Source organism: Nonomuraea sp. NPDC049158, assembly GCF_040648335.1.
In the GTDB taxonomy this organism is placed as follows: Bacteria; Actinomycetota; Actinomycetes; order Streptosporangiales; family Streptosporangiaceae; genus Nonomuraea.
In genome coordinates, this window is the sequence record NZ_JBEZDM010000046.1 from 38,596 (window position 1) to 59,149 (window position 20,554).

The following is a 20,554-nucleotide window of genomic DNA, read 5'->3' on the forward strand; positions in this document are numbered from 1 at the left end:
CACTGGTAACACTGATTATCAAATGCCACCGCTTATCAACCGAATGTTATTCTGGTTAGATGGGTGACATGGATCCACGCACCCCCTGTCTCATAGGTACGGCCCAGCGCACCGTCCGCGACCAGCCGGGCCCGGAGCCACTCGACCTGTGGGAGGACGTCGCGCGCGAGGCGGCTCGCGAGGCGCGGCTGCCGGTCGAGCGACTCGACTCGATCCAGCTCGTCTACACCGATTCGTGGCAGTACGACTCCCCGGTCGGCCGGCTCGCCGACCGCCTCGGCGCCGCGCCCCGGCACCGGGCCTACTCCATGGTCAGCGGTACGGCCCCGCAACTCCTCATCGGGGAGGCCGCCGGCAGGATCGCGGCGGGGGAGCTCGACTCGGCGCTGATCGCCGGCGCCGAGGCGCTGGCCACCCGCCGGGCCTACCGGCAGGCGGGCGAGCACGTGCCGTGGAGCCACCCGGCCGATCCCAAGCCGCCCTACGGCTGGGAACGCCCGCCGCATCCGGCGGAGCTGGCCCACGAGCTGTTCCTGCCGGTCCACACCTACCCGATCATGGAGACGGCCCGCCGCGCGTCCCTCGGTATGTCGATAAATGAGGAAATGGTGGATCGGGGGCGGATGATGGCGCCGATGACGGAGGTCGCCGCCGCGAACCCGCACGCCTGGCGGCGTACCGCCCGAACCCCGGAGGAACTGGTCGCCGGCAATCGCTTCATCGGCTGGCCGTACACGCGCAACACCGTGGCCGTGGGGGAGGTCGACCAGGCGGCGGCCGTCGTCCTGGTCGCCGCCGGACTCGCCGACCGGCTCGGCGTACCGCGCGATCAGCGCGTCTACCTGCGCGGCTGGGCTTACGGCGAGGACACGTGGGAGGCGGCGGCGCGACCCGCGCTCGGCGCCTCGCAGGCCATCGGGCGCACCGCCGAGGCCGCGTTCGCGCGGGCCGGGCTGGGCCTCGACGACATCCACGCGCTCGACCTCTACAGCTGCTTCGCGATCGCGCTGCGGCAGGCGTGCGACGCGATCAAGCTGGACCCGCTCGACCGGCGCGGCCTGACGGTCACCGGCGGCCTGCCGTACGCGGGCGGTCCCTCCAGCGACTACGTCCTGCACTCGACGGCCACGATGGCCGGGCTGCTGCGCGCCCAGCAGGGCCACGGGCTGGTGACGGGGGTCGGCATGCACCTGACCAAGCACACGTACGCCATCTGGTCCACGGATCCGGGCGGCACCCTGGGCGATGCCGCGCCCGTCTTCACCGCCGACCCGGTGGAGATCGTCGCCCTGTACGACGGCCCCGCCACGGTGGCCGGCTACACGGTGACGCATGGGCGAGACGGGGCGCCGGAGAAGGGCATCCTCGTCGTGGACCTGCCGGACGGGAGACGTGCTCACGCCCACGTGCTGGAGGCGGAACTCCTGGCGGACGCCATGTCCAGGGAGCTGGTCGGCCGGCGGGTGCGGCTGGCGTCCGACGGGAAGGTCAATGTAGCGCTCTGGTGAGGTTAAAGACTGTGCAAGAATTGTGACCGCGCGATTACTATCTGCTGTTGACATTTTTATGTCAGCGGCGGACGCTGGTGTCATGCGGAGGACAACGGTGCGGATCGACGAAGCACTCCTCAACGAGGCCAAGGCGTACGCGGCACGAAACGGACGCAGTCTCACCTCAGTGATGGAGGACGCTTTGCGACAACTACTCAACCGCTCCACGGAAACGGCCGACCGGCCTCGTGTGGAGCTGATCACGTCCGACGCTCGGCCGGGTTACCAGCCGGACGTCCTGCTACGACTCGACGCGGGCGAGAAGCTCGAGCACATCATGTACGACCTCGACTTCGAGCTGAAGGTGCAGGATGTTCCTCGCTGACACCAACGTCCTCGTCAACGCCTTTCGAGCCGAGGTCCCTGACCAGAAGCGCTATCTGGCCTTCGTCGACGACATGATCAATGGCGATTCGAGCTATGCCGTGAGCGACTTCGTCGTCAACGGCTTCATCAGGCTGGTGACCAACCGGAGGGTCTACGTCGATCCTGACCCGCTCGACCGGGCTGTGAAGTTCGCACAGGACTATCGCAACCAGCCACATGCCGTCCTGGTCAGTGGCGAGGACAGGCACTGGCAGATCTTCACCCGGCTGTGCCGCCAAAGAGGGGCGAAGGGCAACCTGGTGCCCGACGCCTATCTCGCCGCACTGGCCATCGAGCACGGTTGTGAATTCGTGACCTGTGATGCTGATTTCGCCAAGTTTCAGGGCTTGCGCTGGCGGCATCCGCTCAACTGAACTGAGGAGTGAAACAGCACTCCTCGGCAGGGGATATCCGTGGCCGGTCAGTTCGACGTCATCGAGGCGGGCGCCCGTGGCCGGCGCCGGTGGATCGGGCTCGGTGTGGTGGCGGTGCTGCTGGCGATCCCCATCGTCAGCCTGCTGGCCAGCCGCGACCCCGAGCCGGATCGCGCGCCGCCGACGTCGACCTCCGCGCCCATGCCCATCCGGTCGTTGACCAGGATCGAGGGCGCGCCCAACGTGGTGAGCGCACCGGTCAAGGCCAAGGGCGGCAACGAGGTCATCGCGGTGGTGTTCCCCGACGGGACGCGGGCGGAGGTTCGCTACCCCGCCGAGCTGCGGCTCAACGAGCTGGGCGCGCGGCCGTTCCAGGGGGCCTGGATCGCCGGGCAATACCGCAGCTTCTCTGCCCCCTACGGCGGTGAGATGGAGATCTCCAGGGGTGCTCAGCCGATCAGGAACCTCACGCCCAACGTCACGCTCTGGCCGGGCCCGGCGGGTGTCGGTTCGGTCGGGCAGGTGCTGATGTTCGCGTTCGGCAAGTGGCGGCTGGCGATGTACGACCGGCGGGAGGGGCTGACCTTCGAAGATCGGCTGGCGACGGCCAAGGGCCTGCGCGGGAAGGTCGGCAAGGACGGCTACCTCGTCCTGAGCGGCGGTGGCTCGATCCGTCTGGCGAAGCCGGGCGAGACCATCCAGGGCGGACCGGTCGGGCCGCAGCTGTGGTTCGGCGGCGGGACCGGTGACATGGTCGAGTTCATCCCGACCCCCAACTGCCGGAAGAACGCCAGGACACCGTCGGCGATCAACGGCCTCAAGCGGCCCACCCGTACCGTATGCAGGGGCGATGTGCAGATCGTCGCCTCGGGCTCGCGCGGTTTCGTCCAGCGGGCCATCGACGGGATCCGGATCACGCTGAAGTAAGGTGCGGCCATGTTCGCCGTAACCGCCTCACAGACCGATCCCGACAATCCTCTCGCCGGGCTGACGCTCGGCGAGCATCCGGACCCGCAGGTCCCGGACGGCTGGACGACCGTCACCGTACGGGCGACCGCCCTCAACCACCATGACCTGTGGACGCTCAAAGGCGTGGGCATCAGGCAGGACCGGCTGCCGATCGTGCTCGGCTGCGACGCGGCCGGAGTGGACGCCGACGGCAACGAGGTCATCGTGCACTCGGTGATCGGCTCCGGGGCCGACGAGACGCTCGACCCCAAGCGTTCGCTGCTGTCGGAGGTGCACGACGGCACGTTCGCCGACCTGGTCGCCGTGCCGCGCCGCAACCTGGTGCCCAAGCCGGCCGCGCTCAGCTTCGAGGAGGCCGCATGCCTGCCCACGGCCTGGCTGACCGCCTACCGCATGCTGTTCGACAAAGCCGCTCTCGAGCCCGGCTCCACCGTGCTCGTGCAGGGCGCCGGTGGCGGGGTCGCCACCGCGCTGATCGCGCTCGGCCGGGCGGGCGGTTACCGGGTCTGGGCGACCAGTCGCTCGGCCGCCAAGCGGGAGCAGGCCGCCAAGCTCGGCGCCGACCGGGTGTTCGAGCCCGGCGCGCGGCTGCCCGAACGGGTCGACGCCGTCATGGAGACCGTCGGTCAGGCCACCTGGGACCATTCGCTCAAGTCGCTCAAGCCTGGCGGCCGCATCGTGGTCTGCGGCGCCACCAGCGGCGCGGTCCCGCCCGCCGACCTGAACCGGGTGTTCTTCCTCCAGCTCTCGGTGATCGGCTCCACGATGGGCACGCGTGACCAGCTCCAGCGGCTGGCCGTGTTCCTGGAGCAGACCGGGCTGCGGCCGGTCATCGACCGGACGATGCCGCTGACCGACGCCCGCGACGGCTTCGCCGCCCTCGCTGAAGGCGACATCTTCGGAAAAATCGTCTTTACGCGCTGAATAAGTGAAGGGTTACCTACGCGCACCCGGGATGATACAAAGAAGGTGAGGTTGTATCACCCGGGAGGCGCCGTCATGGACGTCGAACCGTTCGGCCCAGGCTCGTTGCACTGGGAGACCGCCGGTGAATACCGCAACCTGCTCGTGGCGGGCAGCGCGCTGGTCCTCCAGACCATGCACCCCGCGGTGGGCGCGGCCGTCGCCCGGCACTCCACCTACAAGCAGGACCCGTGGGGCCGGCTCCACCGCACGCTCACCTCGGTCCAGACATGGGTGTACGGCGGAGTGGGCGGCCTGGCCGAGGGTGAGCGGCTGCGCGAGCTGCACAAGCCGATCAGCGGGGTGGACGAGCAGGGCAGGTCCTACCACGCGCTCAACGGCGCGGCCTGGGCCTGGGTGCACCTGTCGCTGTTCGAGCGCTTCGTCACCCTCAACCGCTACTTCGGCACCCCCTACACCGAAGACGCTGAACGACGGCTCTATGAGGAATCGCGACAATTGGGGGCGATCCTGCGGGTGCCGGGGCGGGAGATGCCCGCGACCGTCGAGGAGTTCTGGTGCTACTTCGATGAGATGGCGGCCGAGCGGCTGGAGCCGCATCCGACGGCGATCGACGTGCTCGCCGTCATGCGGGGGACCCCGATGCCGCCCGGGCTGCCCCGGCCGCTGCGCCGGCTCTGGGCGCCGGTGGGGGTGGGATCGGGGGAGTTCAACTACTTCGTGACGGTGGGGACGCTGCCGCCCATCGTACGGAAGAAGCTTGATCTACCCTGGTCGGCGCGGGACGAGTGGCGGCTGCGGCAGCTCGGGCGGGCGGTGGCGATGCTCGCCCCGCGCCTGCCGGAGCGGCTGCGGTACATGCCGATCGCCTATCACGCCCGGAAGGCCGCCCGGAGCCTGCGCGGCTTGGGGCGGGCTCTTCACCTCGCTTAGCGGTCCGATCGTGTCAGGGTTTCAGGGAGTCGCGGATCTGCCGGGAGGCCTCGTCGAGCGTGGCGCGTACCTCGTCGATCGCCTTGCGGGTGAGCGGGGCGGCCGATGCCTCGCGGCGTACCTGCGCGACGAAGTCGGCCAGGCGTTCGCCCAGCTCGGCGTCGAGTTCGGCGCGGCTGGGCGGCGCGCCGCCCAGCGTGCTCCAGACCTCGGACCAGATCCTGCGCCATTCGCCGGTGAGCCGCTCGCCCTGGTCCTGCCAGTTGGTGGCGTGCTCCATCCACTGGCGTTTCTGCTGCTCCTTGAGCCGCTGGATGTTGGCCTTCTGCTGGTCGCGCACCCGCCTGGGGTCGTCGGCGACGCCGGTGCGGACGTCCTTGGCCATCTTGGTGAGTTCGTCGCGCAGCGACTTGACCGTTTCGCGGACGTCCTCCTTCACCTCGCGCGCGATGTCGCGCACCGAGGCGGAGATCTCCTGCTCCAGGTCGTCGAGCTCGTCCAGGCGGGCGTTGAGCTCGTCGCGACCCCGGTCGGTGATCGAGAACACCTTCTTGCCCTCGATCACCTCGTGCGTCACCAGGCCTTCCTCCTCCAGGCGGGCCAGGCGCGGGTAGATCGTGCCGGGGGAGGGCGAGTAGACGCCGAGGAAGCGGTCCTGTAGCAGGCGAATGACCTCGTAGCCGTGCCGAGGGCTCTCCTCCAGCAGCTTCAGCAGGTACAGCCGGAGCCGGCCGTGACCGAAGACAGGGCTCATCGCTTCTCTCCCTTGAGCAGCGTGACCTCACCGGAGACGGTGGTCGCCGTCACCGAGGCCATGCCGCCACCCAGCCGTCCGGACATCGACTTGTTGCCCGGGCGGCTCGCGTCTGACAGGTTTTCGAACGTGCTGACCAGCCTGCCGGAGGTGGAACGCATGCTGACGTCCGCCTCCACGTTCTCGGGCAGCCTTACCAGGATGTCACCGGACATGCTGTTGAAGGTCACATATCCGGTCGGCCGCAGTTCCAGGTCGGCGGTGATCCGCCCGGACACGGTGTTGGCGCGCAGGCGGCGCGGCGTGCCGTCGGCGACGGTGAGCTCGCCGGAGACGCTCTTGAACGCCAGGTCGCCGTCCATCGCCCGGCTCTCCACGCTGCCCGAGACGGTCGTGGCGCTCACGTCGCCGCTCACCCCGTCGAGCACGATGTCGCCGGAGACGCTCCTGACCTGGGTCGCCTTCTCGAACCCGGCGACGACCGCCGAGCCGGAGACGACGCCCACGTTGACCGTGCACTTCTTGGGCACGGCGAGCGTCAGGACGCTCTTGCGGCGGTCGCGCCGCAGCCAGCCGAGCATGCCCTCCCAGGTGAGGTCTTTGTAGGCGACGGTGAGCTCCCCGCTCTCCTCGTCGTAGGTCACGATCAGCGGAGCGGAGTCGATCTCGGCCACCTCCAGGGTCGGTGGCCCGTCGGTGGCCAGCACGGCCACCCGTCCCGCGACGATCCGTACGTCAAGCGCGGTCACCGAGCCGAACGTCAGCTGCTCCGGCCCCTCGATCGTCCACTGCCGCATGATGCCTGTCCCTTTCGACGACACGTCCACACAAGACACGATATGTCGCGTCTGTCGAAAACTCAAGATGTATCGCGTGTGGGTGGCGATTCGCGCCGTTCGTGCTTCTCGTCGGTCACGGGGGGCCGGTCCGTCGCGTCGCGCCGCGCCGCGTCAGTCGTCTTCGTCGTCGAGCCGGGCCAGCCAGGTGGCCAGGCGCTCGACCGGCGTCTCGAACTCGGGATTGAGGTCCACGAACTCACGCAGCCGCTCGCCCAGCCACAGCAGGCTGACCTCTTCCTCGCCACGCCGCTCGACCAGCTCCTCGATCCCCCGGTCGGTGAAGTACATCGCTCTCCATTCATCAGTCGCGCGGCCGCGCCGTCAGGTCGCCGGCTGGGGTCCAGGCATCGGCGCGTCCACGTCTGACTTTAGTCAGCGGGCCACGCTGCTCGAGCTCGCGCGGATCGGTCCGCACGGTCCGCAAGACGATCTTGTGACTGCGCGCGTGGCCTGCGACGCGCACCTCTTTCAGCAGCAAGCCCTTCAGCACTAAGCCCCCGCCGATGACGGCGGGGGCTTAGGCGATGAAGCGACTGGCTGACTAGCCGAACAGCTCGCTCAAGATTCCCTCGAGCTCGTTGTCGTGGGAGGAGTGCGAGCCGGTCGCGGGCGAACTGTTGGGAGTCCGCGAGACGCGACGTAGCGCGCGGCCGTTCAGCAGGTCCGGGTCCTCGGCCAGCTTGAGCGTGAGGTACGGCCACGGCCCCATGTTGACCGGCTCGTCCTGCGCCCACACCAGCTCGGCCTGCGAGCCGTAGCGGGAGAGCTCGGCGGCGAGCTCCTCAGCCGGGAACGGGTAGAGCCGCTCCAGACGGACCAGTGCGACGTCGTCGCGGCCCGACTTCTCGCGCCGGTCGAGCAGGTCGTAGTAGATCTTGCCCGAGGAGAGCACGACCTTGGTGACCTTGCCCGGCTCGACGATGGTGTCGCCGAGCACCGGCTGGAAGGTGCCCGTGGTGAAGTCGGACGCCTTCGAGACGGCCCGCTTGTGACGCAGCAGCGACTTCGGCGTGAAGACGACCATCGGCTTGCGCCTGCCCGACTCGACCTGCCACCTGAGCAGGTGGAAGTAGTTGGCCGGAGTGGTGGGCTGCGCGACCGTCATGTTGTCGAGCGCGCAGACCTGCAGGAACCGTTCGATGCGGGCCGAGGAGTGGTCGGGACCCTGGCCCTCGAAGCCGTGCGGCAGCAGCAGCACGACCGCCGACCTTTGGCCCCACTTCTGCTCACCGGACGAGATGAACTCGTCGATGATCGTCTGGGCGCCGTTGACGAAGTCGCCGAACTGGGCCTCCCAGGCCACCAGGGCATCGGGTCGCACGACGCTGTAGCCGTACTCGAAGCCCAGCGCCGCGAACTCGCTGAGCAGCGAGTCGTAGATGTAGAACTTCGTGGTGCCCTGGTTGAAGACCTTGAGCGGGGTGTGATCCTCGCCGGTCACCCGGTCGACCAGCACCGCGTGGCGCTGGGTGAACGTGCCCCGGCGGGTGTCCTGGCCGACCACGCGGACCGGGTGGCCGTCGATGAGCAGCGAGCCGAAGGCCAGCGTCTCACCCATGCTCCAGTCGATCGCGTCCTGCTCGACCGCCTGGCCGCGGCGTTGCAGCACCGGCGCCAGGCGCGGGTGCGGCGTGAAGCCCTCGGGCAGGTTGAGCTGGGTGTCGACGATCCGCTTGAGCGTCTCGTCGGTGATCTCGGTCGGCGTGTCGTTGTGCGACCACTTGATCACCTCAGCGGGCGGCACCCGCATCGCACCCGCCTCCGGCGGCTTCTTCGCCGCCTCGCGGGTCTCGGTGAACGCCTGCTCCAGCTTGGCCTGGTAGTCGCGCAGCGCCTGCTCGGCCTCCTCCACCGTGATGTCGCCCCGGCCGATCAGCGCCTCGGTGTAGAGCTTCCGAGTGGAGCGCTTGGCGTCGATCAGGTCGTACATCAGCGGCTGGGTGAAGGCGGGGTTGTCGCCCTCGTTGTGGCCGCGGCGGCGGTAGCAGATCAGGTCGATGACGACGTCCTTGCGGAACGCCTGGCGGTATTCGTAGGCCAGCTCGCCCACGCGGACCACGGCCTCGGGGTCGTCGCCGTTGACGTGGAAGATCGGCGCCTGGATCATCCGGGCCACGTCGGTCGCGTAGACGCTCGACCTGGACGAAGCGGGTGATGTCGTGAAGCCGACCTGGTTGTTGACCACCACGTGCACGGTGCCGCCGGTGCGGTAGCCGCGCAGCTGCGACAGGTTGAGCGTCTCGGCCACGACGCCCTGGCCGGCGAAGGCCGCGTCGCCGTGGATGAGGATCGGCAGGACCGTGAAGCCCTCCTCGCCGCGCTCCAGCAGGTCCTGCTTGGCGCGGACGACGCCTTCGAGCACCGGGTCGACCGCCTCCAGGTGAGACGGGTTGGCCACCACGGAGGCGCCGATCGTCTTGCCGCTGGGAGCGGTGAAGGTGCCCGACGCGCCCAGGTGGTACTTCACGTCACCCGAGCCGTGCGCGGTGCGCGGGTCGATGTTGCCCTCGAACTCACCGAAGATCTGCCCGTAGGACTTGCCGACGATGTTGGCCAGCACGTTGAGCCGGCCGCGGTGGGCCATGCCCATGACGACCTCGTCGAGGTCGTCGTCGGCGGCGTCGCTGATCACCGAGTCGAGCAGCGGGATCAGGGACTCGCCGCCCTCCAGCGAGAAGCGCTTCTGCCCGACGAACTTGGTCTGCAGGAACGTCTCGAAGGCCTCGGCCGTGTTGAGCCGGCTCAGGATGTTGAGCTGCTCGTCACGGGCCGGGGAGGCGTGCGGCTTCTCGATCCGCGCCTGGATCCAGGACCGCTCCTCGGGGTTCTGGATGTGCATGTACTCGATGCCGACCGTGCGGCAGTAGGAGTCGCGCAGCACACCCAGGATCTCGCGCAGCTTCATCAGTGGCCGGCCGCCGAAGCCGCCGGTCGCGAACTCGCGCTCCAGGTCCCACAGCGTCAGGCCATGGGACTGGATGTCGAGGTCGGGGTGCTTGCGCTGCTTGTACTCCAGCGGGTCGGTCTCGGCCATGAGGTGGCCGCGGACGCGGTAGGCGTGGATCAGCTCGATCACCCGAGCGGACTTGGCCACGTCGTCATCGTGCGAGGCCGAGATGTCCTGGACCCAGCGGACCGGCTCGTAGGGGATCCGCAGCGCCTCGAAGATCTCGTCGTAGAAGCCGTCCTCGCCGAGCAGCTGCCGGTGGATCGTGCGCAGGAAGTCGCCCGACTGGGCGCCCTGGATGATCCGGTGGTCATAGGTGCTGGTCAGCGTCATGACCTTGGAGACGGCCAGGCGCGAGAGCGTGTCGGGTGAGGCGCCCTGGTATTCGGCCGGGTATTCCATCGCGCCGACGCCGATGATGGTGCCCTGGCCGGGCATCAGGCGCGGGACCGAGTGGACGGTGCCGATCGTGCCGGGGTTGGTCAGCGAGATCGTGGTGGCCGCGAAGTCGTCGACTCCGAGCTTGCCCGAGCGGGCCTTGCGGACGACCTCCTCGTAGGCCATCCAGAACTGCCGGAAGTCCATGTCCTCGGCGCCCTTGATGGAAGGCACCATGAGCTGCCGCTCGCCGTTGCTCTTCTGGACGTCGATGGCCAGGCCGAGCCCTACGTGCTGCGGCTTGACCAGGGTCGGCTTGCCGTCGACCTCGGTGTAGGAGTAGTTCATCTCCGGCATGGCCCGCAGCGCCTTGATGACGGCATAGCCGATCAGGTGCGTGAAGGAGACCTTGCCGCCGCGTCCCCGCTTGAGGTGATTGTTGATCACAATGCGGTTGTCGATGAGCAACTTGGCCGGGATGGCCCGGACGCTGGTCGCGCTCGGAATGACGAGCGAGGCGTCCATGTTGGCGGCGGTGCGTGCGGCGGCACCGCGCAGTTTGACTTCCTCGGCGCCCGCGGGCACCGGGGCCGCAGGCTGCTTCGGCTTGACATCGGGGACCGGGGCAGCCGGTGCGGCCTTGGGTGGAGCCGCCGTGGGAGCCGGGGCGGTCACTGTGCCGTTCGCCGCCTCCTTGGCGGGCATTCTGCCCGGTCCATAATCAGGGTTGTAGTCAGCGAAGAAGTTCCACCAAGCCCGGTCCACAGACTCGGGATCTTGGAGGTACTTCTGGTACAGCTCGTCGACAAGCCACTCGTTCTGTCCAAAGCTTGCCAGCGGGTTTGTCCGCGACGACTCAGACGACACGGCGGAAATCGCCCTCTTCCGCAGATCGGCGTTGATGTTAGAGAACCTGTCCAAGGTTACTCGTCTTGCCCGGCGGCGCGCGCAAGAGACGCCCCGCGGCCTCGCCCGATCCTCTCAAGAGAGTCCGAAGAGGTCACGCCCCCCTAGTCAATCCAGGGGGTGCCGCAATTATCACTGTTTGGTATCAACAGCTGTGCGGCAGGTTTATTTCACCCCAGACAGCACTCTGGTGCTGATCCGCACCTCCGGGGACAGCTCGGTCAGCAGGTTCGCCAACTCCTCGCCCGCCTCCTTGAGCTCCTCCATGGACATCGGCTCCAGCCGCTCCAGGATGAAGATCGCGTTCGTGGTCTCCTCGGTGAGCCGGGTGCGCGCCACCTGGCGCCAGTTCCACCTGCGGCAGGTGACGCCGGTGTCGTCGCGCCAGATCACCTCGCCGGGCTCCGGGGCGCCGAGCGCCTCCGCCTCCTCGTCGCCGTCCGCCCTGAGCAGTCGCGGCGGGCCGGCGTAGTGGTCGAGGTCCTCGCCGCCGATCGGCAGCGCGTGCTTCACGCTGATCGAGTTGTAGGCGTCGACGGCCTGGTTGATCTCCGGCAGCGGCAGCCTGCGGGTCAGGGCGTCGACCGAGGGTCTGGTCTTCTGTGGCTTGGCGCCGAACGCGCGGTAGGCGTCCTTCCACGCGTCGATCTTCTCGGTCTGTACGGGCTGCTCCGAGGCCGCGGCCAGCCAGGCGCGGGAACGGTCGTCGGTGGGCCCGTTGCGCAGGCCGTGCGCCGTCATGACCAGCACCGCGAAGTCGGGACGCAGGGCGAAGACCGCCTCGTCCACCCAGATCTCATCAAGCATGCGGCCCAGTTTATTCGTCAGGGAAACTCGCAAAATTCTCTTTGCAAAATTGCCTTTGCGGTTTAGCCTTCGACTATGGAAGAGCAGTTCAAGATCAGCGATCCTCAGGTGCTCAAGGTGGTGGCGCACCCCCTGCGGGTGCGGCTGCTCGGCCTGCTGCGCGGCGACGGTCCCGCGACGGCCAGCGAGCTGGGGCGCAAGGTAGGGGAGAGCTCCGGCTCGACCAGCTACCACCTGCGCGAGCTGGCCAAGTACGGCTTCATCGAGGAGGACCCCGAGCGGCGCGACGGCCGGGAACGCCGCTGGCGGGCCCGCCATCAGTACACCTCCTGGGACAACCTGGAGATGGCGGCCACGCCCGAGGGGCAGGAGGCCGTCCGGATCATGCAGCTGCGCCAGCTGGAGGCGCTGGGGCGGGCGGTCGAGGCCTTCGAAGCGGGGGAGTGGCCCGCCGAGCTGGTCGAGGTCTCCGGGATGAGCGACCATCTGGTGCGGCTGCCCGCCGCGGGTGTCCGTGAGCTCAGCGAGCGCGTCGACGCGCTGGTGCGCGAGCTCAGCGAACGCTACGCGGACGATCCCGGCGCCGTGCCGATGAGCGTCTGGTCGGCGGTCTTCCCTCGCGGGCCGCTGGACGGGGAGGACGGCTGATGACAGCCCGATCCGCGTTACGCCGTTACCTGCTGGTCAGCTTCCTGACCTGGCTGCCGCCCGGCCTGATGAGCGCCGTCATGGTGCTGCTGATGACCGAACGGGGACTCAGCCTGGCCCAGGTCGGGCTCGCCGTCGTGGTGTTCTCGATCGTCACCATCAGCCTCGAACTGCCCACCGGCGGCCTGGCCGACGTGATCGGCCGCCGGACGGTCCTGGCGATCTCGGCCGCGTTCACCGTCGCCGCGCTCACGCTGATGGCGGTCTCGACCACGTTCTGGATGTTCCTGGCCACCGGTGTGCTCAAGGGCGTCGCCCGTGCCCTGTCCAGCGGCCCCGCCGCCGCCTGGTACGTCGACACGCTCCACGACCTCGAAGGACCGGACGCCGACCTCAAGCCGGGCCTGGCGCGCGGCGGTGCGATGGAGTCGGTGGCGCTGCTGCTGGGCGTGCTGGCAGGCGGGTTCGCGCCGCTCGCGGTGCCGCCGGCGGTGATGACGCCCCTGGCGCTGCCGCCGCTGCTGGGCGCGGCGGCCGGGCTCGTGCTGCTGGTGACGGTGCTCTTCGCGCTGCCCGAGGCCGCGCACCCGCAGCGCGTCGGGCGGTCGCTCGGGCGGGTGGTCCGGGATGTGCCCGCGACCGTGGCCGAGGGCGTGCGGCTGGCGGCGGGTGGACCGCTGCTGCGTCGCCTGATGCTGGCCGCCGCGGCGTCGGGCGTCGCGCTGGCCAGCGTCGAGCTGCTCACCCCCGGCAGGCTGGCGGCGCTGGCGGGCACGGCGGAGCTGGGCAGCACCGGCTATGCCGTCGTGGCGGCGCTCGGGTTCGCCGGCAGCGCGGTGGGCAGCACGATCGTGCCCCGGGTGGCCAGGGCGGCGGGCGGTTCGGTACGCGGCGCGGTGGCGGGCGTCGTCCTGACCGCGCTGGCCATCGCCGCCCTGGCGGCCACGGCGGGCCTCGACGGGGCGCCCGGTTTCGCGGGCACCGGGCTGGCCTATGTCGTCATGTTCGTCGGCCTTTCGGTGGCCGGGGTGCTGTGCTCGGAGATGACGCACCACGCCGTCACGGCCGCGCAGCGCACGACGGTGACCTCGACGAGCTCGCTGTCCCTGCAGGCGGGGGCGGCGCTGCCCAACCTGATGTTCGGCACCCTGGCCGCCCAGGCCGGCCTGTCCGCCACGTGGTCGCTCGCCGCGGGGGTGGTCCTGGCCTCCGCGCTGCTGTTCGTCCGCATGCCCGCGCCCCGGCCGGCTCGCCCCGCCCGGTAAAGGGCCTGTACGGGGTCAAGTTCGCCGCCATGGCCGTGTCGGCGGCCGTCGTCGCCACCGCGGTCCCCGCCTTTCTGATCCTCGGGCCCAGCCCCACGACCGTGCTGACGCCCACGGTCAGCACGTCACCCGCGACCCCTGATCCGACGCAGCCGGACACTCCCGCCATCGACGACACCCCCATGCCCCCGTCTCCGACCCCCGATTTCGCGGACCTGGGCGACGGAAGGGCCTTCGGGCGCGTCAAGGTGGGTTACCTGCCCGACGGGTTGCGGTGGGGCAACTGGTCCCTGAACTTCGGCGACAAGTGCACGACCTCATGGAACTACGACGGAGACAAGCACGGCTTCTACTGCGTCCAGATCTACGTGTACGAAGGCGCGGCCGTCCAGGAACCCGATGACCGCGTCCAGGAGTACCGCAAGGACGGGAAGGGTGAAGAGGTGGCCATCGGCGACCGGACCGGGTACCTGATCACCCAGTGGGTCGGCGAGGACGGCGGGAAGGGCACCCCGAGCCTCCTCCTGACCATGAGCGAGGGGCGGCGGGCCGAGGTGATGATCAGCCCGGTGTACGCCAAGAAGCTCGGCGGCGCCAAGACGAAGCGCGAGCTGTTGAAGATCGCCGAGGGGCTCACAGCCGACTGAAACCAGCCTTTTCCCGGGCCAGCCCGCTGATCGGTAGTAGAACATGGTTCGGGCACAATGCTGAGCATGGCGAAGTTTGTGGTGACTCCATCCAGCGAGACCCAGCGCGCGGCGTGGCTCGGCGGAACGATTCCCGAGGTCGAGCGGGTGCGGCCGGGACTGTGGTCGGTTCCGGTGCCGATCCCGGTCAACCCCCTGCGTTACGTGCTGGTCTACGTCCTGGAACTGCCCGACGGGGTCGCCATCGTCGATGCCGGCTGGAACACCGACGAGGCCTACGAGGCGCTCGTCGCGGGGTTGCGGGTCGCCGGGTACGCGATCACCGACGTCAAGGGCGTACTGGTGACCCACATCCATCCCGATCACTACGGCCTGGCCGGGCGGGTCCGGGAGATGTCGGGCGCGTGGATCGCCCTGCACCCCGCCGACGCGCGCCTCGTCCACGATCGCTACGACGACAGCGCCATCGACTCGCTGGTCGAGCGCGAACGGGCGCTGCTGGTCCGGTCCGGGGTGCCCGAGCTGACCCTGGACGAGCTGGCCGGCGCCTCGATGATGATCAGGCACATGGTGTCGATGGCCAAGCCCGACCGGCTGGTCGAGGACGGCGACCGGCTGGACCTGCCCGGCTGGGACCTGCGGGCCGTCTGGACCCCCGGCCACTCGCCCGGCCACCTCTGCTTCGTGTCGCCGTCCAGGAAACTGCTGTTCTCCGGCGATCACGTGCTGGCCAAGATCACGCCGATGGTGGCCGTGCATCCGCAGTCCGCGCCCAATCCGCTGGCCGACTACCTCGACGCGCTGGCCGCCGTACGGAAGCTGGATGTGGAGGAGGTGCTGCCCGCGCACGAGTACCGGTTCCTGGAGCTGGCCGAACGGGTCGACTACGTGATGGCGCATCACGAGGAGCGGCTGGCGGAGATCGAGCGGATGCTCGCGGGCGCCTCCGACGGGATCTGCTGCTGGGACATCGCGACCGGCCTGACCTGGTCGCGGCCCTGGGAGACGATCCCGCCGTTCATGCGGCGCGCGGCCACCAACGAGACGCTGGCGCACCTGGTGTGGCTGGAGTCGCGGGGACGGGCGCGGCGGGTGCTCGGCGAGCCGGAGCTGTGGTTCGCGGGGGCCTGACCAGGTGACATTTATTTCATGTAAACCCAGTAGGAAATGTTGACTTCTTGACCACGGCTGCGTAGCGTCGAGTGCATGAGCCCGGACCTCACCCGGCGCGCGCATGTCGACTTCTGCCGCGTCGTCAGCGCACAGTGTCACTGATCACGACTTAGCCCCCGTCCCCCTTTATTTGAGGACATCTCGTGATCAAGCGTCTCGCTTCCCTTGTCCCTCTTCTCCTCGCCGTCACGGCGTGCGGCACCGCCCAGGGCGCCGCCGAAACCCAGGAACTGCGCTACCAGGGCAGTGTCGGCACCGTCACCTTCCCCGAGCTGGCCGAGGAGCTCGGCTATCTCAAACCCGTCAAGCTCAAGTGGATCGGCAACACGACCAGCGGACCGCAGGACATCCAGACGGCCGCCACGGGACAGAGCGACTTCGGTGGCGCGTTCAACGGCGCCGTGGTCAAGCTCGTCGCCGCCAAGGCCCCGATCAAGGCCGTGATCAGCTACTACGGCAGTGACCAGAACTCCTACCAGGGCTACTTCACCCTCCAGGACAGCCCGATCCACAGCGCCCGCGACCTGATCGGCAAGAAGGTCGGCATGAACACCCTGGGCGCCCACGCCGAAGCCGTGCTGAAGGAATACCTCAAGCGCGGCGGCCTGACCCCGGCCGAGATCAAGCAGGTCGAACTGGTCGCCGTCCCACCCGTCAGCGCCGAGCAGTCGTTGCGCCAGAAACAGATCGACGTGGCCGCGCTCGGCGGCATCCTGCGCGACAAGGCGCTGGAGCGTGGCGGTCTCACGACCCTGTTCAAGGACGTCGACCTGTTCGGCGACTTCTCGGCCGGGACGTACGTACTGACCGACCGCTTCATCAAGCAGAACCCGAACACGACCAGGAAGTTCGTCGAGGCCACTGCCAAGGCCATCCAGTGGACCCAGACGCACACCCGTGAAGAGGTCGTGGCCGAGTTCAAGAAGATCATCGCCAAGCGGGCCAGGAACGAGGACTCCACCACCGTCGGCTTCTGGAAGAGCAGCGGCGTCGCGACCAAGGGCGGGGTGATCGAGCCGCAGGAGTTCCAGCGGTGGATCTCCTGGCTGGAGGGCGCGGGCGAGATCAAGCCCGGTCAGATCAAGCCCCAGGACGTCTACACCAACGCCTACAACCCGTTCGTCTCGGGAGGCTCCTGATGAAGATCGAGTTCGTGTCCGTGACCAAGGAGTTCGCCGTCCGCGGCAGCTCTTTCACCGCTCTGTCCGACATCTCGCTCGACGTGGCCGAAGGCGAGTTCCTCACGCTCGTCGGCCCCAGCGGATGCGGCAAGTCCACCCTTCTCGACCTGCTCAGCGGCCTGACCCTGCCCACGCGCGGCGAGATCCGCATCGACGGCGTCCCCGTCACGGGTCCGGGGCTCGATCGGGGCATCGTCTTCCAGCAGTACGCGCTGTTCCCCTGGCGGACCGCGGTGGCGAACGTGGAGTTCGGGCTGGAGGCCAAGGGGGTGCCGCGGCGCGAACGCCGTGAGCGCGCCCGCGGCTACCTCGACCTGGTCGGGCTGCACGGCTTCGACGAGCGCTACCCGCACGAGCTCTCGGGCGGCATGAGGCAGCGGGTCGCCATCGCCCGCAGCCTCGCCTACGACCCGGACGTCCTGCTCATGGACGAGCCGTTCGCCGCCCTCGACGCCCAGACCCGCGAGTCCCTCCAGGAGGAGCTGCTCCGCATCTGGAACAAGACCGGCAAGACCATCGTGTTCATCACCCACGGCATCGACGAGGCGGTCTACCTGGGGCAGCGGGTCGCCGTCATGACGCCAGGCCCCGGTCGCATCCGGGCCGTCGTACCGGTCTCGTTCGCCTCCCGCGAGGGGGACCTGCGGGCCGATCCGGTGTTCGGTGAATACCGCCACGCGATCTGGACGCTGCTGCGCGAGGAGGTGACTCCCGTTGGCCAGACCTTCGCTCAGCCTCTCGGTCTCCCCGCTTGACGAGGACCACCTCCGCCCGCCCGCCGTCACGACCCTCGCGCCGGTGCGTCCCGCCGCCGTCCGGCGCCGTAGCCTCTGGGGCGTCGCCCGCCGGGTGGTCAACGCGTCCGCCGCGATCGTCGTGCTGGCCGCCGTCTGGGAGATCCTGCCCAGGGCCCAGGTGGTGGACCCCACCTTCCTCCCGCCGTTGAGTGACGTCCTGACCGCCTGGTACGACCTGCTCCGCAGCGGCGAGCTGGCCGACCACGCCCAAGCCTCCTTGATCAGGTCGCTGGCCGGGTTCGGGGCGGCCATCGTGGTCGCCATCCCGCTGGGTCTGCTGATCGGCTGGTACCGCCCGGTGGCCGAGCTCCTGAACCCGGTCCTGGAGCTGTTCCGCAACACCGCCGCCCTGGCCCTGCTGCCCGTGTTCGTGCTGGTCCTGGGGCTGGGGGAGACGTCCAAGGTGTCGATCATCCTGTACGCCTGCGCCTGGCCGATCCTGCTCAACACCATCGCGGGCGTCAAAAGCGTCGACCCGCTCCTGATCAAGTCGGCGAGGTCCATGGGGCTCGGGCCGTACCGGCTGTTCCAGAAGGTCATCCTGCCCGCCGCGGTGCCCACCATCTTCACCGGCATCCGCCTGGCCGGGGCGTACTCGATCCTCGTGCTGATCGCCGCCGAGATGGTCGGCGCCAAGGCGGGGCTCGGCTACCTCATCAACTACGCGCAGTACAACTTCCGGGTGCCCGACATGTACGCGGGGATCATCACGATCTCGGTGCTCGGCCTGCTGTTCAACCTGCTCCTCGTACGCCTGGAGCGACGCTTCTCCACCTGGAGGACCACGTGACCATGCACCTGAACGCCTTCCTGATGGGCGTCGGCCACCACGAGGCCGCGTGGCGGCACCCGCTGACCGAGCCGAGCCGCATCACCGACATCCGGCACTTCCAGGAACTGGCCCGGATCGCCGAACGCGGCAAGCTGGACTCGGTGTTCCTCGCCGACGGCCTCGCCCTGTGGGGAAATGTCCGGCACAACGCGCTCGGCGGGCTGGAGCCCCTCACCCTCCTCGCCGCCCTGGCCGCCGTCACCGACCACATCGGCCTGATCGCCACGGTGTCCACGACGTACAACGAGCCGTTCCACGTGGCGCGCAAGTTCGCCTCGCTGGACCACATCAGCGGCGGCCGGGCGGGCTGGAACATCGTCACCTCCGCCGGCGAGGCCGAGGCCCGCAACTTCGGCATCGAACGCCCGCCGCACAGCGAGCGCTACCACCGGGCGGAGGAGTTCCTCCAGGTGGCGAACGCGCTCTGGGAGAGCTGGGCGGACGGAGCGGTCGTCGGCGACCGGCGCACCGGGGTCTACGCCGACCTCTCCCGGGTCCAGCCGATCGACCACGTGGGCACGCACTTCAAGGTCCAGGGCCCGCTGAACGTCCAGCGCTCGCCCCAGGGCCGCCCTCTCCTCGTCCAGGCCGGGTCGTCGGAGGACGGCAAGGAGTTCGCGGCGAGGTTCGCGGAGGCGGTGTTCACCGCGCAGCAGACCCTCGAGGACGCCCAGGAGTTCTACGCCGATCTCAAGGGCAGGCTCCCCGCGTACGGCCGCCGTCCCCAGGACCTCAAGATCCTTCCCGGCGTCTCGCCCATCATCGGCTCCACCGAGCGCGAGGCGCTGCGGCTGGAGAAGGAGCTGGAAGATCTCATCGTCCCGGCGTACGGCGTGCAGCAGCTCTCGAACATCCTCGGCGTCGACCTCACCGCCCACCCCTTGGACGGCCCGCTACCGGAAATACCACCCAACCCGGACGGCCAGCAGAGCCGCATCAAGCTGATCAAGGACCTGGCGGCGCGCGGCGACCTGTCGATCCGCGAGATCATCGGCAAGCTCGCCGGCGGCCGCGGCCACCGGGTCGTCGCGGGCACGCCCGAGCAGATCGCCGACCAGCTCCAGGAGTGGTACGAGAACGGCGCGGCCGACGGCTTCAACATCATGCCCCCGCACCTGCCGGGCGGCCTCGCGGACTTCGTCGAGCAGGTCGTCCCCGAACTGCAGATCCGCGGCCTGTTCCGCAAGGAGTACGAGGCCCGAACCCTTCGCGACCACTACGGATTGGCCACCGCCTCATGAGCATCGTCACTGTCGTCGGCAACCCGCGCGCCGGATCGCGCACGCTGGGGGCGGCGGTCGCGGCCACCGACGCCATCGCCGCCCGGCTCGGCCACACGGGTCCGAGGGATGTCATCGACCTGTCGGCCCTCGCCCCGGAACTGCTCCTCCCGCAGAGCAGCGCGAATCTGGAGATCGCCCTCGAACTCCTCACCAGCGCCTCGGTGGCCGTCGTGGCCAGCCCCACCTACAAGGCGACCTACACCGGCCTGCTCAAGGCGTTCCTCGACCGGCTGCCCCCGAACGCCCTGGCCGGCACTGCCGCCCTGCCGATCCTCGTCATGGGCGACCTCAAGCACGCCCTGGCGGTGGAGGTCCACTTCCGTCCTCTCCTGGTGGAGCTGGGGGCCTTCGTCCCCACCCCCGGTCTGGCCCTCCTGGAGTCGGAGCTGCCAGGAGACGACGGGCCCTTGGCCCGCTGGGCAGATCAGGTCGTGCCGCAGATAACGGTCAGGGAAGGAGCGCTGAGATGACCATTTCCCTGGACCGCGACGAGTTCCGTACGGCCTTGGCCCAGCACGCCGCCGGAGTGGTCATCGTGACGGCCAGACCGGAGGGCGTCCCGGTGGGCCTGACGGCGACCTCGTTCTCCTCGGTGAGCCTCGATCCGCCGCTGGTGTCCTTCTATGTCGACCAGTCGTCCACCACCTGGCCCTGGCTCCGGCTGGCCGACCATTTCGCGGTGAACGTCCTGGCCGGGCACCAGCACGACCTGGCCACCCGCTTCGCCCGGCGCGGCATCGACCGCTTCGCCGAGCCCACCCGCTGGCGGCCCGGCCCGCACGACACGCCGTTGCTGGAGGACGTCTCCGCGCATCTCATCTGCATTCCCCACACGACCGTGGAGATAGGCGACCACACGCTGGTGGTCGGTCTGGTCACCGCCGCCCAGACCACCCCGGCCCGCCCGCTCCTCTATCACCGCGGGCAGTACGGGCGCTTCCTCCCGCACAACTGACGCTTTCCCCGCCTGACGCTTCCCCC

General features: G+C 69.1%; 22 protein-coding genes. 16 read left to right on the forward strand and 6 right to left on the reverse strand.

Annotated elements, in window-relative coordinates; translation table 11 throughout:
- The first annotated feature begins 59 nt into the window (after nucleotides 1-59).
- The 6 genes from AB0B61_RS50585 (at nucleotide 60) to AB0B61_RS50610 (ending at nucleotide 5,116) form a co-directional block, all read left to right on the forward strand.
- Nucleotides 60-1,508, forward strand: coding sequence for an acetyl-CoA synthetase (locus AB0B61_RS50585; protein ID WP_358448367.1), 1,449 nt, complete (start codon nucleotides 60-62; stop codon nucleotides 1,506-1,508).
- Between the two features lie 82 nt (nucleotides 1,509-1,590).
- On the forward strand, nucleotides 1,591-1,875 hold the full coding sequence (locus AB0B61_RS50590; RefSeq protein WP_358448369.1) for a DUF6364 family protein: 285 nt from the start codon (nucleotides 1,591-1,593) through the stop codon (nucleotides 1,873-1,875).
- Nucleotides 1,862-2,290, forward strand: a complete 429-nt coding sequence (locus AB0B61_RS50595; RefSeq protein ID WP_358448371.1) for a type II toxin-antitoxin system VapC family toxin — start codon at nucleotides 1,862-1,864, stop codon at nucleotides 2,288-2,290. The genes AB0B61_RS50590 and AB0B61_RS50595 overlap by 14 nt, the downstream gene beginning before the upstream one ends.
- 39 nt (nucleotides 2,291-2,329) lie before the next feature.
- Nucleotides 2,330-3,217, forward strand: coding sequence for a hypothetical protein (locus AB0B61_RS50600; protein ID WP_358448373.1), 888 nt, complete (start codon nucleotides 2,330-2,332; stop codon nucleotides 3,215-3,217).
- Between the two features lie 9 nt (nucleotides 3,218-3,226).
- On the forward strand, nucleotides 3,227-4,183 hold the full coding sequence (locus AB0B61_RS50605; RefSeq protein ID WP_358448375.1) for a zinc-binding dehydrogenase: 957 nt from the start codon (nucleotides 3,227-3,229) through the stop codon (nucleotides 4,181-4,183).
- A gap of 75 nt (nucleotides 4,184-4,258) precedes the next feature.
- Complete coding sequence (locus AB0B61_RS50610; RefSeq protein ID WP_358448376.1) at nucleotides 4,259-5,116, forward strand: oxygenase MpaB family protein; 858 nt, start codon at nucleotides 4,259-4,261, stop codon at nucleotides 5,114-5,116.
- 13 nt (nucleotides 5,117-5,129) lie between these two features.
- Here the strand turns inward: AB0B61_RS50610 and AB0B61_RS50615 are convergent, their stop codons facing one another.
- From AB0B61_RS50615 to AB0B61_RS50640, 6 genes are all read right to left on the reverse strand, one after another.
- Complete coding sequence (locus AB0B61_RS50615) at nucleotides 5,130-5,870, reverse strand: helix-turn-helix transcriptional regulator (protein WP_358448378.1); 741 nt, start codon at nucleotides 5,868-5,870, stop codon at nucleotides 5,130-5,132.
- Complete coding sequence (locus AB0B61_RS50620; RefSeq protein ID WP_358448380.1) at nucleotides 5,867-6,667, reverse strand: DUF4097 family beta strand repeat-containing protein; 801 nt, start codon at nucleotides 6,665-6,667, stop codon at nucleotides 5,867-5,869. Before AB0B61_RS50620 ends, AB0B61_RS50615 begins: the two co-directional genes overlap by 4 nt.
- 153 nt (nucleotides 6,668-6,820) lie before the next feature.
- The gene (locus AB0B61_RS50625; protein WP_225301873.1) at nucleotides 6,821-6,997 is read right to left on the reverse strand and encodes a DUF6104 family protein; all 177 of its coding nucleotides are present in this window, start codon (nucleotides 6,995-6,997) and stop codon (nucleotides 6,821-6,823) included.
- Between the two features lie 13 nt (nucleotides 6,998-7,010).
- A complete protein-coding gene (locus AB0B61_RS50630) occupies nucleotides 7,011-7,199 on the reverse strand; it encodes a hypothetical protein (RefSeq protein WP_358448382.1) in 189 nt (62 codons plus the stop codon).
- A 51-nt stretch (nucleotides 7,200-7,250) separates the two neighbouring features.
- Nucleotides 7,251-10,901 carry a multifunctional oxoglutarate decarboxylase/oxoglutarate dehydrogenase thiamine pyrophosphate-binding subunit/dihydrolipoyllysine-residue succinyltransferase subunit gene (locus AB0B61_RS50635; protein WP_358448384.1) on the reverse strand — a complete coding sequence of 1,217 codons (3,651 nt, stop codon included), beginning with the start codon at nucleotides 10,899-10,901 and terminating at the stop codon, nucleotides 7,251-7,253.
- Between the two features lie 204 nt (nucleotides 10,902-11,105).
- On the reverse strand, nucleotides 11,106-11,747 hold the full coding sequence (locus tag AB0B61_RS50640) for a phenylalanine--tRNA ligase beta subunit-related protein (RefSeq protein ID WP_358448386.1): 642 nt from the start codon (nucleotides 11,745-11,747) through the stop codon (nucleotides 11,106-11,108).
- A 75-nt stretch (nucleotides 11,748-11,822) separates the two neighbouring features.
- Here AB0B61_RS50640 and AB0B61_RS50645 point away from each other — a divergent pair, with 75 nt between their 5' ends.
- The 10 genes from AB0B61_RS50645 to AB0B61_RS50690 all read left to right on the forward strand — a co-directional run bounded on the left by AB0B61_RS50645 (nucleotide 11,823) and on the right by AB0B61_RS50690 (nucleotide 20,528).
- Nucleotides 11,823-12,395 carry a helix-turn-helix domain-containing protein gene (locus tag AB0B61_RS50645; RefSeq protein ID WP_358448388.1) on the forward strand — a complete coding sequence of 191 codons (573 nt, stop codon included), beginning with the start codon at nucleotides 11,823-11,825 and terminating at the stop codon, nucleotides 12,393-12,395.
- Nucleotides 12,395-13,660 (forward strand): MFS transporter, encoded by a 1,266-nt coding sequence (locus AB0B61_RS50650; protein ID WP_358448390.1) that lies wholly within the window; start codon nucleotides 12,395-12,397, stop codon nucleotides 13,658-13,660. The genes AB0B61_RS50645 and AB0B61_RS50650 overlap by 1 nt, the downstream gene beginning before the upstream one ends.
- Nucleotides 13,661-13,689: 29 nt before the next feature.
- Entirely contained in the window at nucleotides 13,690-14,307 is a 618-nt protein-coding gene (locus tag AB0B61_RS50655; protein ID WP_358448392.1) for a hypothetical protein, read from the forward strand.
- 66 nt (nucleotides 14,308-14,373) lie between these two features.
- The gene (locus tag AB0B61_RS50660; protein ID WP_358448394.1) at nucleotides 14,374-15,438 is read left to right on the forward strand and encodes an MBL fold metallo-hydrolase; all 1,065 of its coding nucleotides are present in this window, start codon (nucleotides 14,374-14,376) and stop codon (nucleotides 15,436-15,438) included.
- A 185-nt stretch (nucleotides 15,439-15,623) separates the two neighbouring features.
- Nucleotides 15,624-16,619 carry an ABC transporter substrate-binding protein gene (locus AB0B61_RS50665; protein WP_358448396.1) on the forward strand — a complete coding sequence of 332 codons (996 nt, stop codon included), beginning with the start codon at nucleotides 15,624-15,626 and terminating at the stop codon, nucleotides 16,617-16,619.
- Nucleotides 16,619-17,416 (forward strand): ABC transporter ATP-binding protein, encoded by a 798-nt coding sequence (locus tag AB0B61_RS50670; RefSeq protein ID WP_358448398.1) that lies wholly within the window; start codon nucleotides 16,619-16,621, stop codon nucleotides 17,414-17,416. The genes AB0B61_RS50665 and AB0B61_RS50670 overlap by 1 nt, the downstream gene beginning before the upstream one ends.
- Nucleotides 17,376-18,248 carry an ABC transporter permease gene (locus AB0B61_RS50675; RefSeq protein ID WP_358448400.1) on the forward strand — a complete coding sequence of 291 codons (873 nt, stop codon included), beginning with the start codon at nucleotides 17,376-17,378 and terminating at the stop codon, nucleotides 18,246-18,248. Before AB0B61_RS50670 ends, AB0B61_RS50675 begins: the two co-directional genes overlap by 41 nt.
- A gap of 2 nt (nucleotides 18,249-18,250) precedes the next feature.
- Entirely contained in the window at nucleotides 18,251-19,531 is a 1,281-nt protein-coding gene (locus AB0B61_RS50680; RefSeq protein WP_358448426.1) for an LLM class flavin-dependent oxidoreductase, read from the forward strand.
- Complete coding sequence (locus AB0B61_RS50685) at nucleotides 19,528-20,043, forward strand: NAD(P)H-dependent oxidoreductase (protein ID WP_358448402.1); 516 nt, start codon at nucleotides 19,528-19,530, stop codon at nucleotides 20,041-20,043. The genes AB0B61_RS50680 and AB0B61_RS50685 overlap by 4 nt, the downstream gene beginning before the upstream one ends.
- Nucleotides 20,040-20,528 (forward strand): flavin reductase family protein, encoded by a 489-nt coding sequence (locus AB0B61_RS50690; protein ID WP_357643255.1) that lies wholly within the window; start codon nucleotides 20,040-20,042, stop codon nucleotides 20,526-20,528. Before AB0B61_RS50685 ends, AB0B61_RS50690 begins: the two co-directional genes overlap by 4 nt.
- Nucleotides 20,529-20,554 lie beyond the last annotated feature (26 nt).

Excerpts from the sequence above, each read along its gene's own strand:
- AB0B61_RS50585 (WP_358448367.1), top strand. The coding sequence starts at position 60 with ATGGGTGACATGGATCCACGCACCCCCTGTCTCATAGGTACGGCCCAG.
- AB0B61_RS50590 (WP_358448369.1), top strand. The coding sequence starts at position 1,591 with ATGCGGAGGACAACGGTGCGGATCGACGAAGCACTCCTCAACGAGGCC.
- AB0B61_RS50595 (WP_358448371.1), top strand. The coding sequence starts at position 1,862 with ATGTTCCTCGCTGACACCAACGTCCTCGTCAACGCCTTTCGAGCCGAG.
- AB0B61_RS50605 (WP_358448375.1), top strand. The coding sequence starts at position 3,227 with ATGTTCGCCGTAACCGCCTCACAGACCGATCCCGACAATCCTCTCGCC.
- AB0B61_RS50610 (WP_358448376.1), top strand. The coding sequence starts at position 4,259 with ATGGACGTCGAACCGTTCGGCCCAGGCTCGTTGCACTGGGAGACCGCC.
- AB0B61_RS50615 (WP_358448378.1), bottom strand. The coding sequence starts at position 5,870 with ATGAGCCCTGTCTTCGGTCACGGCCGGCTCCGGCTGTACCTGCTGAAG.
- AB0B61_RS50620 (WP_358448380.1), bottom strand. The coding sequence starts at position 6,667 with ATGCGGCAGTGGACGATCGAGGGGCCGGAGCAGCTGACGTTCGGCTCG.
- AB0B61_RS50625 (WP_225301873.1), bottom strand. The coding sequence starts at position 6,997 with ATGTACTTCACCGACCGGGGGATCGAGGAGCTGGTCGAGCGGCGTGGC.
- AB0B61_RS50640 (WP_358448386.1), bottom strand. The coding sequence starts at position 11,747 with ATGCTTGATGAGATCTGGGTGGACGAGGCGGTCTTCGCCCTGCGTCCC.
- AB0B61_RS50645 (WP_358448388.1), top strand. The coding sequence starts at position 11,823 with ATGGAAGAGCAGTTCAAGATCAGCGATCCTCAGGTGCTCAAGGTGGTG.
- AB0B61_RS50650 (WP_358448390.1), top strand. The coding sequence starts at position 12,395 with ATGACAGCCCGATCCGCGTTACGCCGTTACCTGCTGGTCAGCTTCCTG.
- AB0B61_RS50655 (WP_358448392.1), top strand. The coding sequence starts at position 13,690 with ATGGCCGTGTCGGCGGCCGTCGTCGCCACCGCGGTCCCCGCCTTTCTG.
- AB0B61_RS50660 (WP_358448394.1), top strand. The coding sequence starts at position 14,374 with ATGGCGAAGTTTGTGGTGACTCCATCCAGCGAGACCCAGCGCGCGGCG.
- AB0B61_RS50670 (WP_358448398.1), top strand. The coding sequence starts at position 16,619 with ATGAAGATCGAGTTCGTGTCCGTGACCAAGGAGTTCGCCGTCCGCGGC.
- AB0B61_RS50680 (WP_358448426.1), top strand. The coding sequence starts at position 18,251 with ATGCACCTGAACGCCTTCCTGATGGGCGTCGGCCACCACGAGGCCGCG.
- AB0B61_RS50685 (WP_358448402.1), top strand. The coding sequence starts at position 19,528 with ATGAGCATCGTCACTGTCGTCGGCAACCCGCGCGCCGGATCGCGCACG.
- AB0B61_RS50690 (WP_357643255.1), top strand. The coding sequence starts at position 20,040 with ATGACCATTTCCCTGGACCGCGACGAGTTCCGTACGGCCTTGGCCCAG.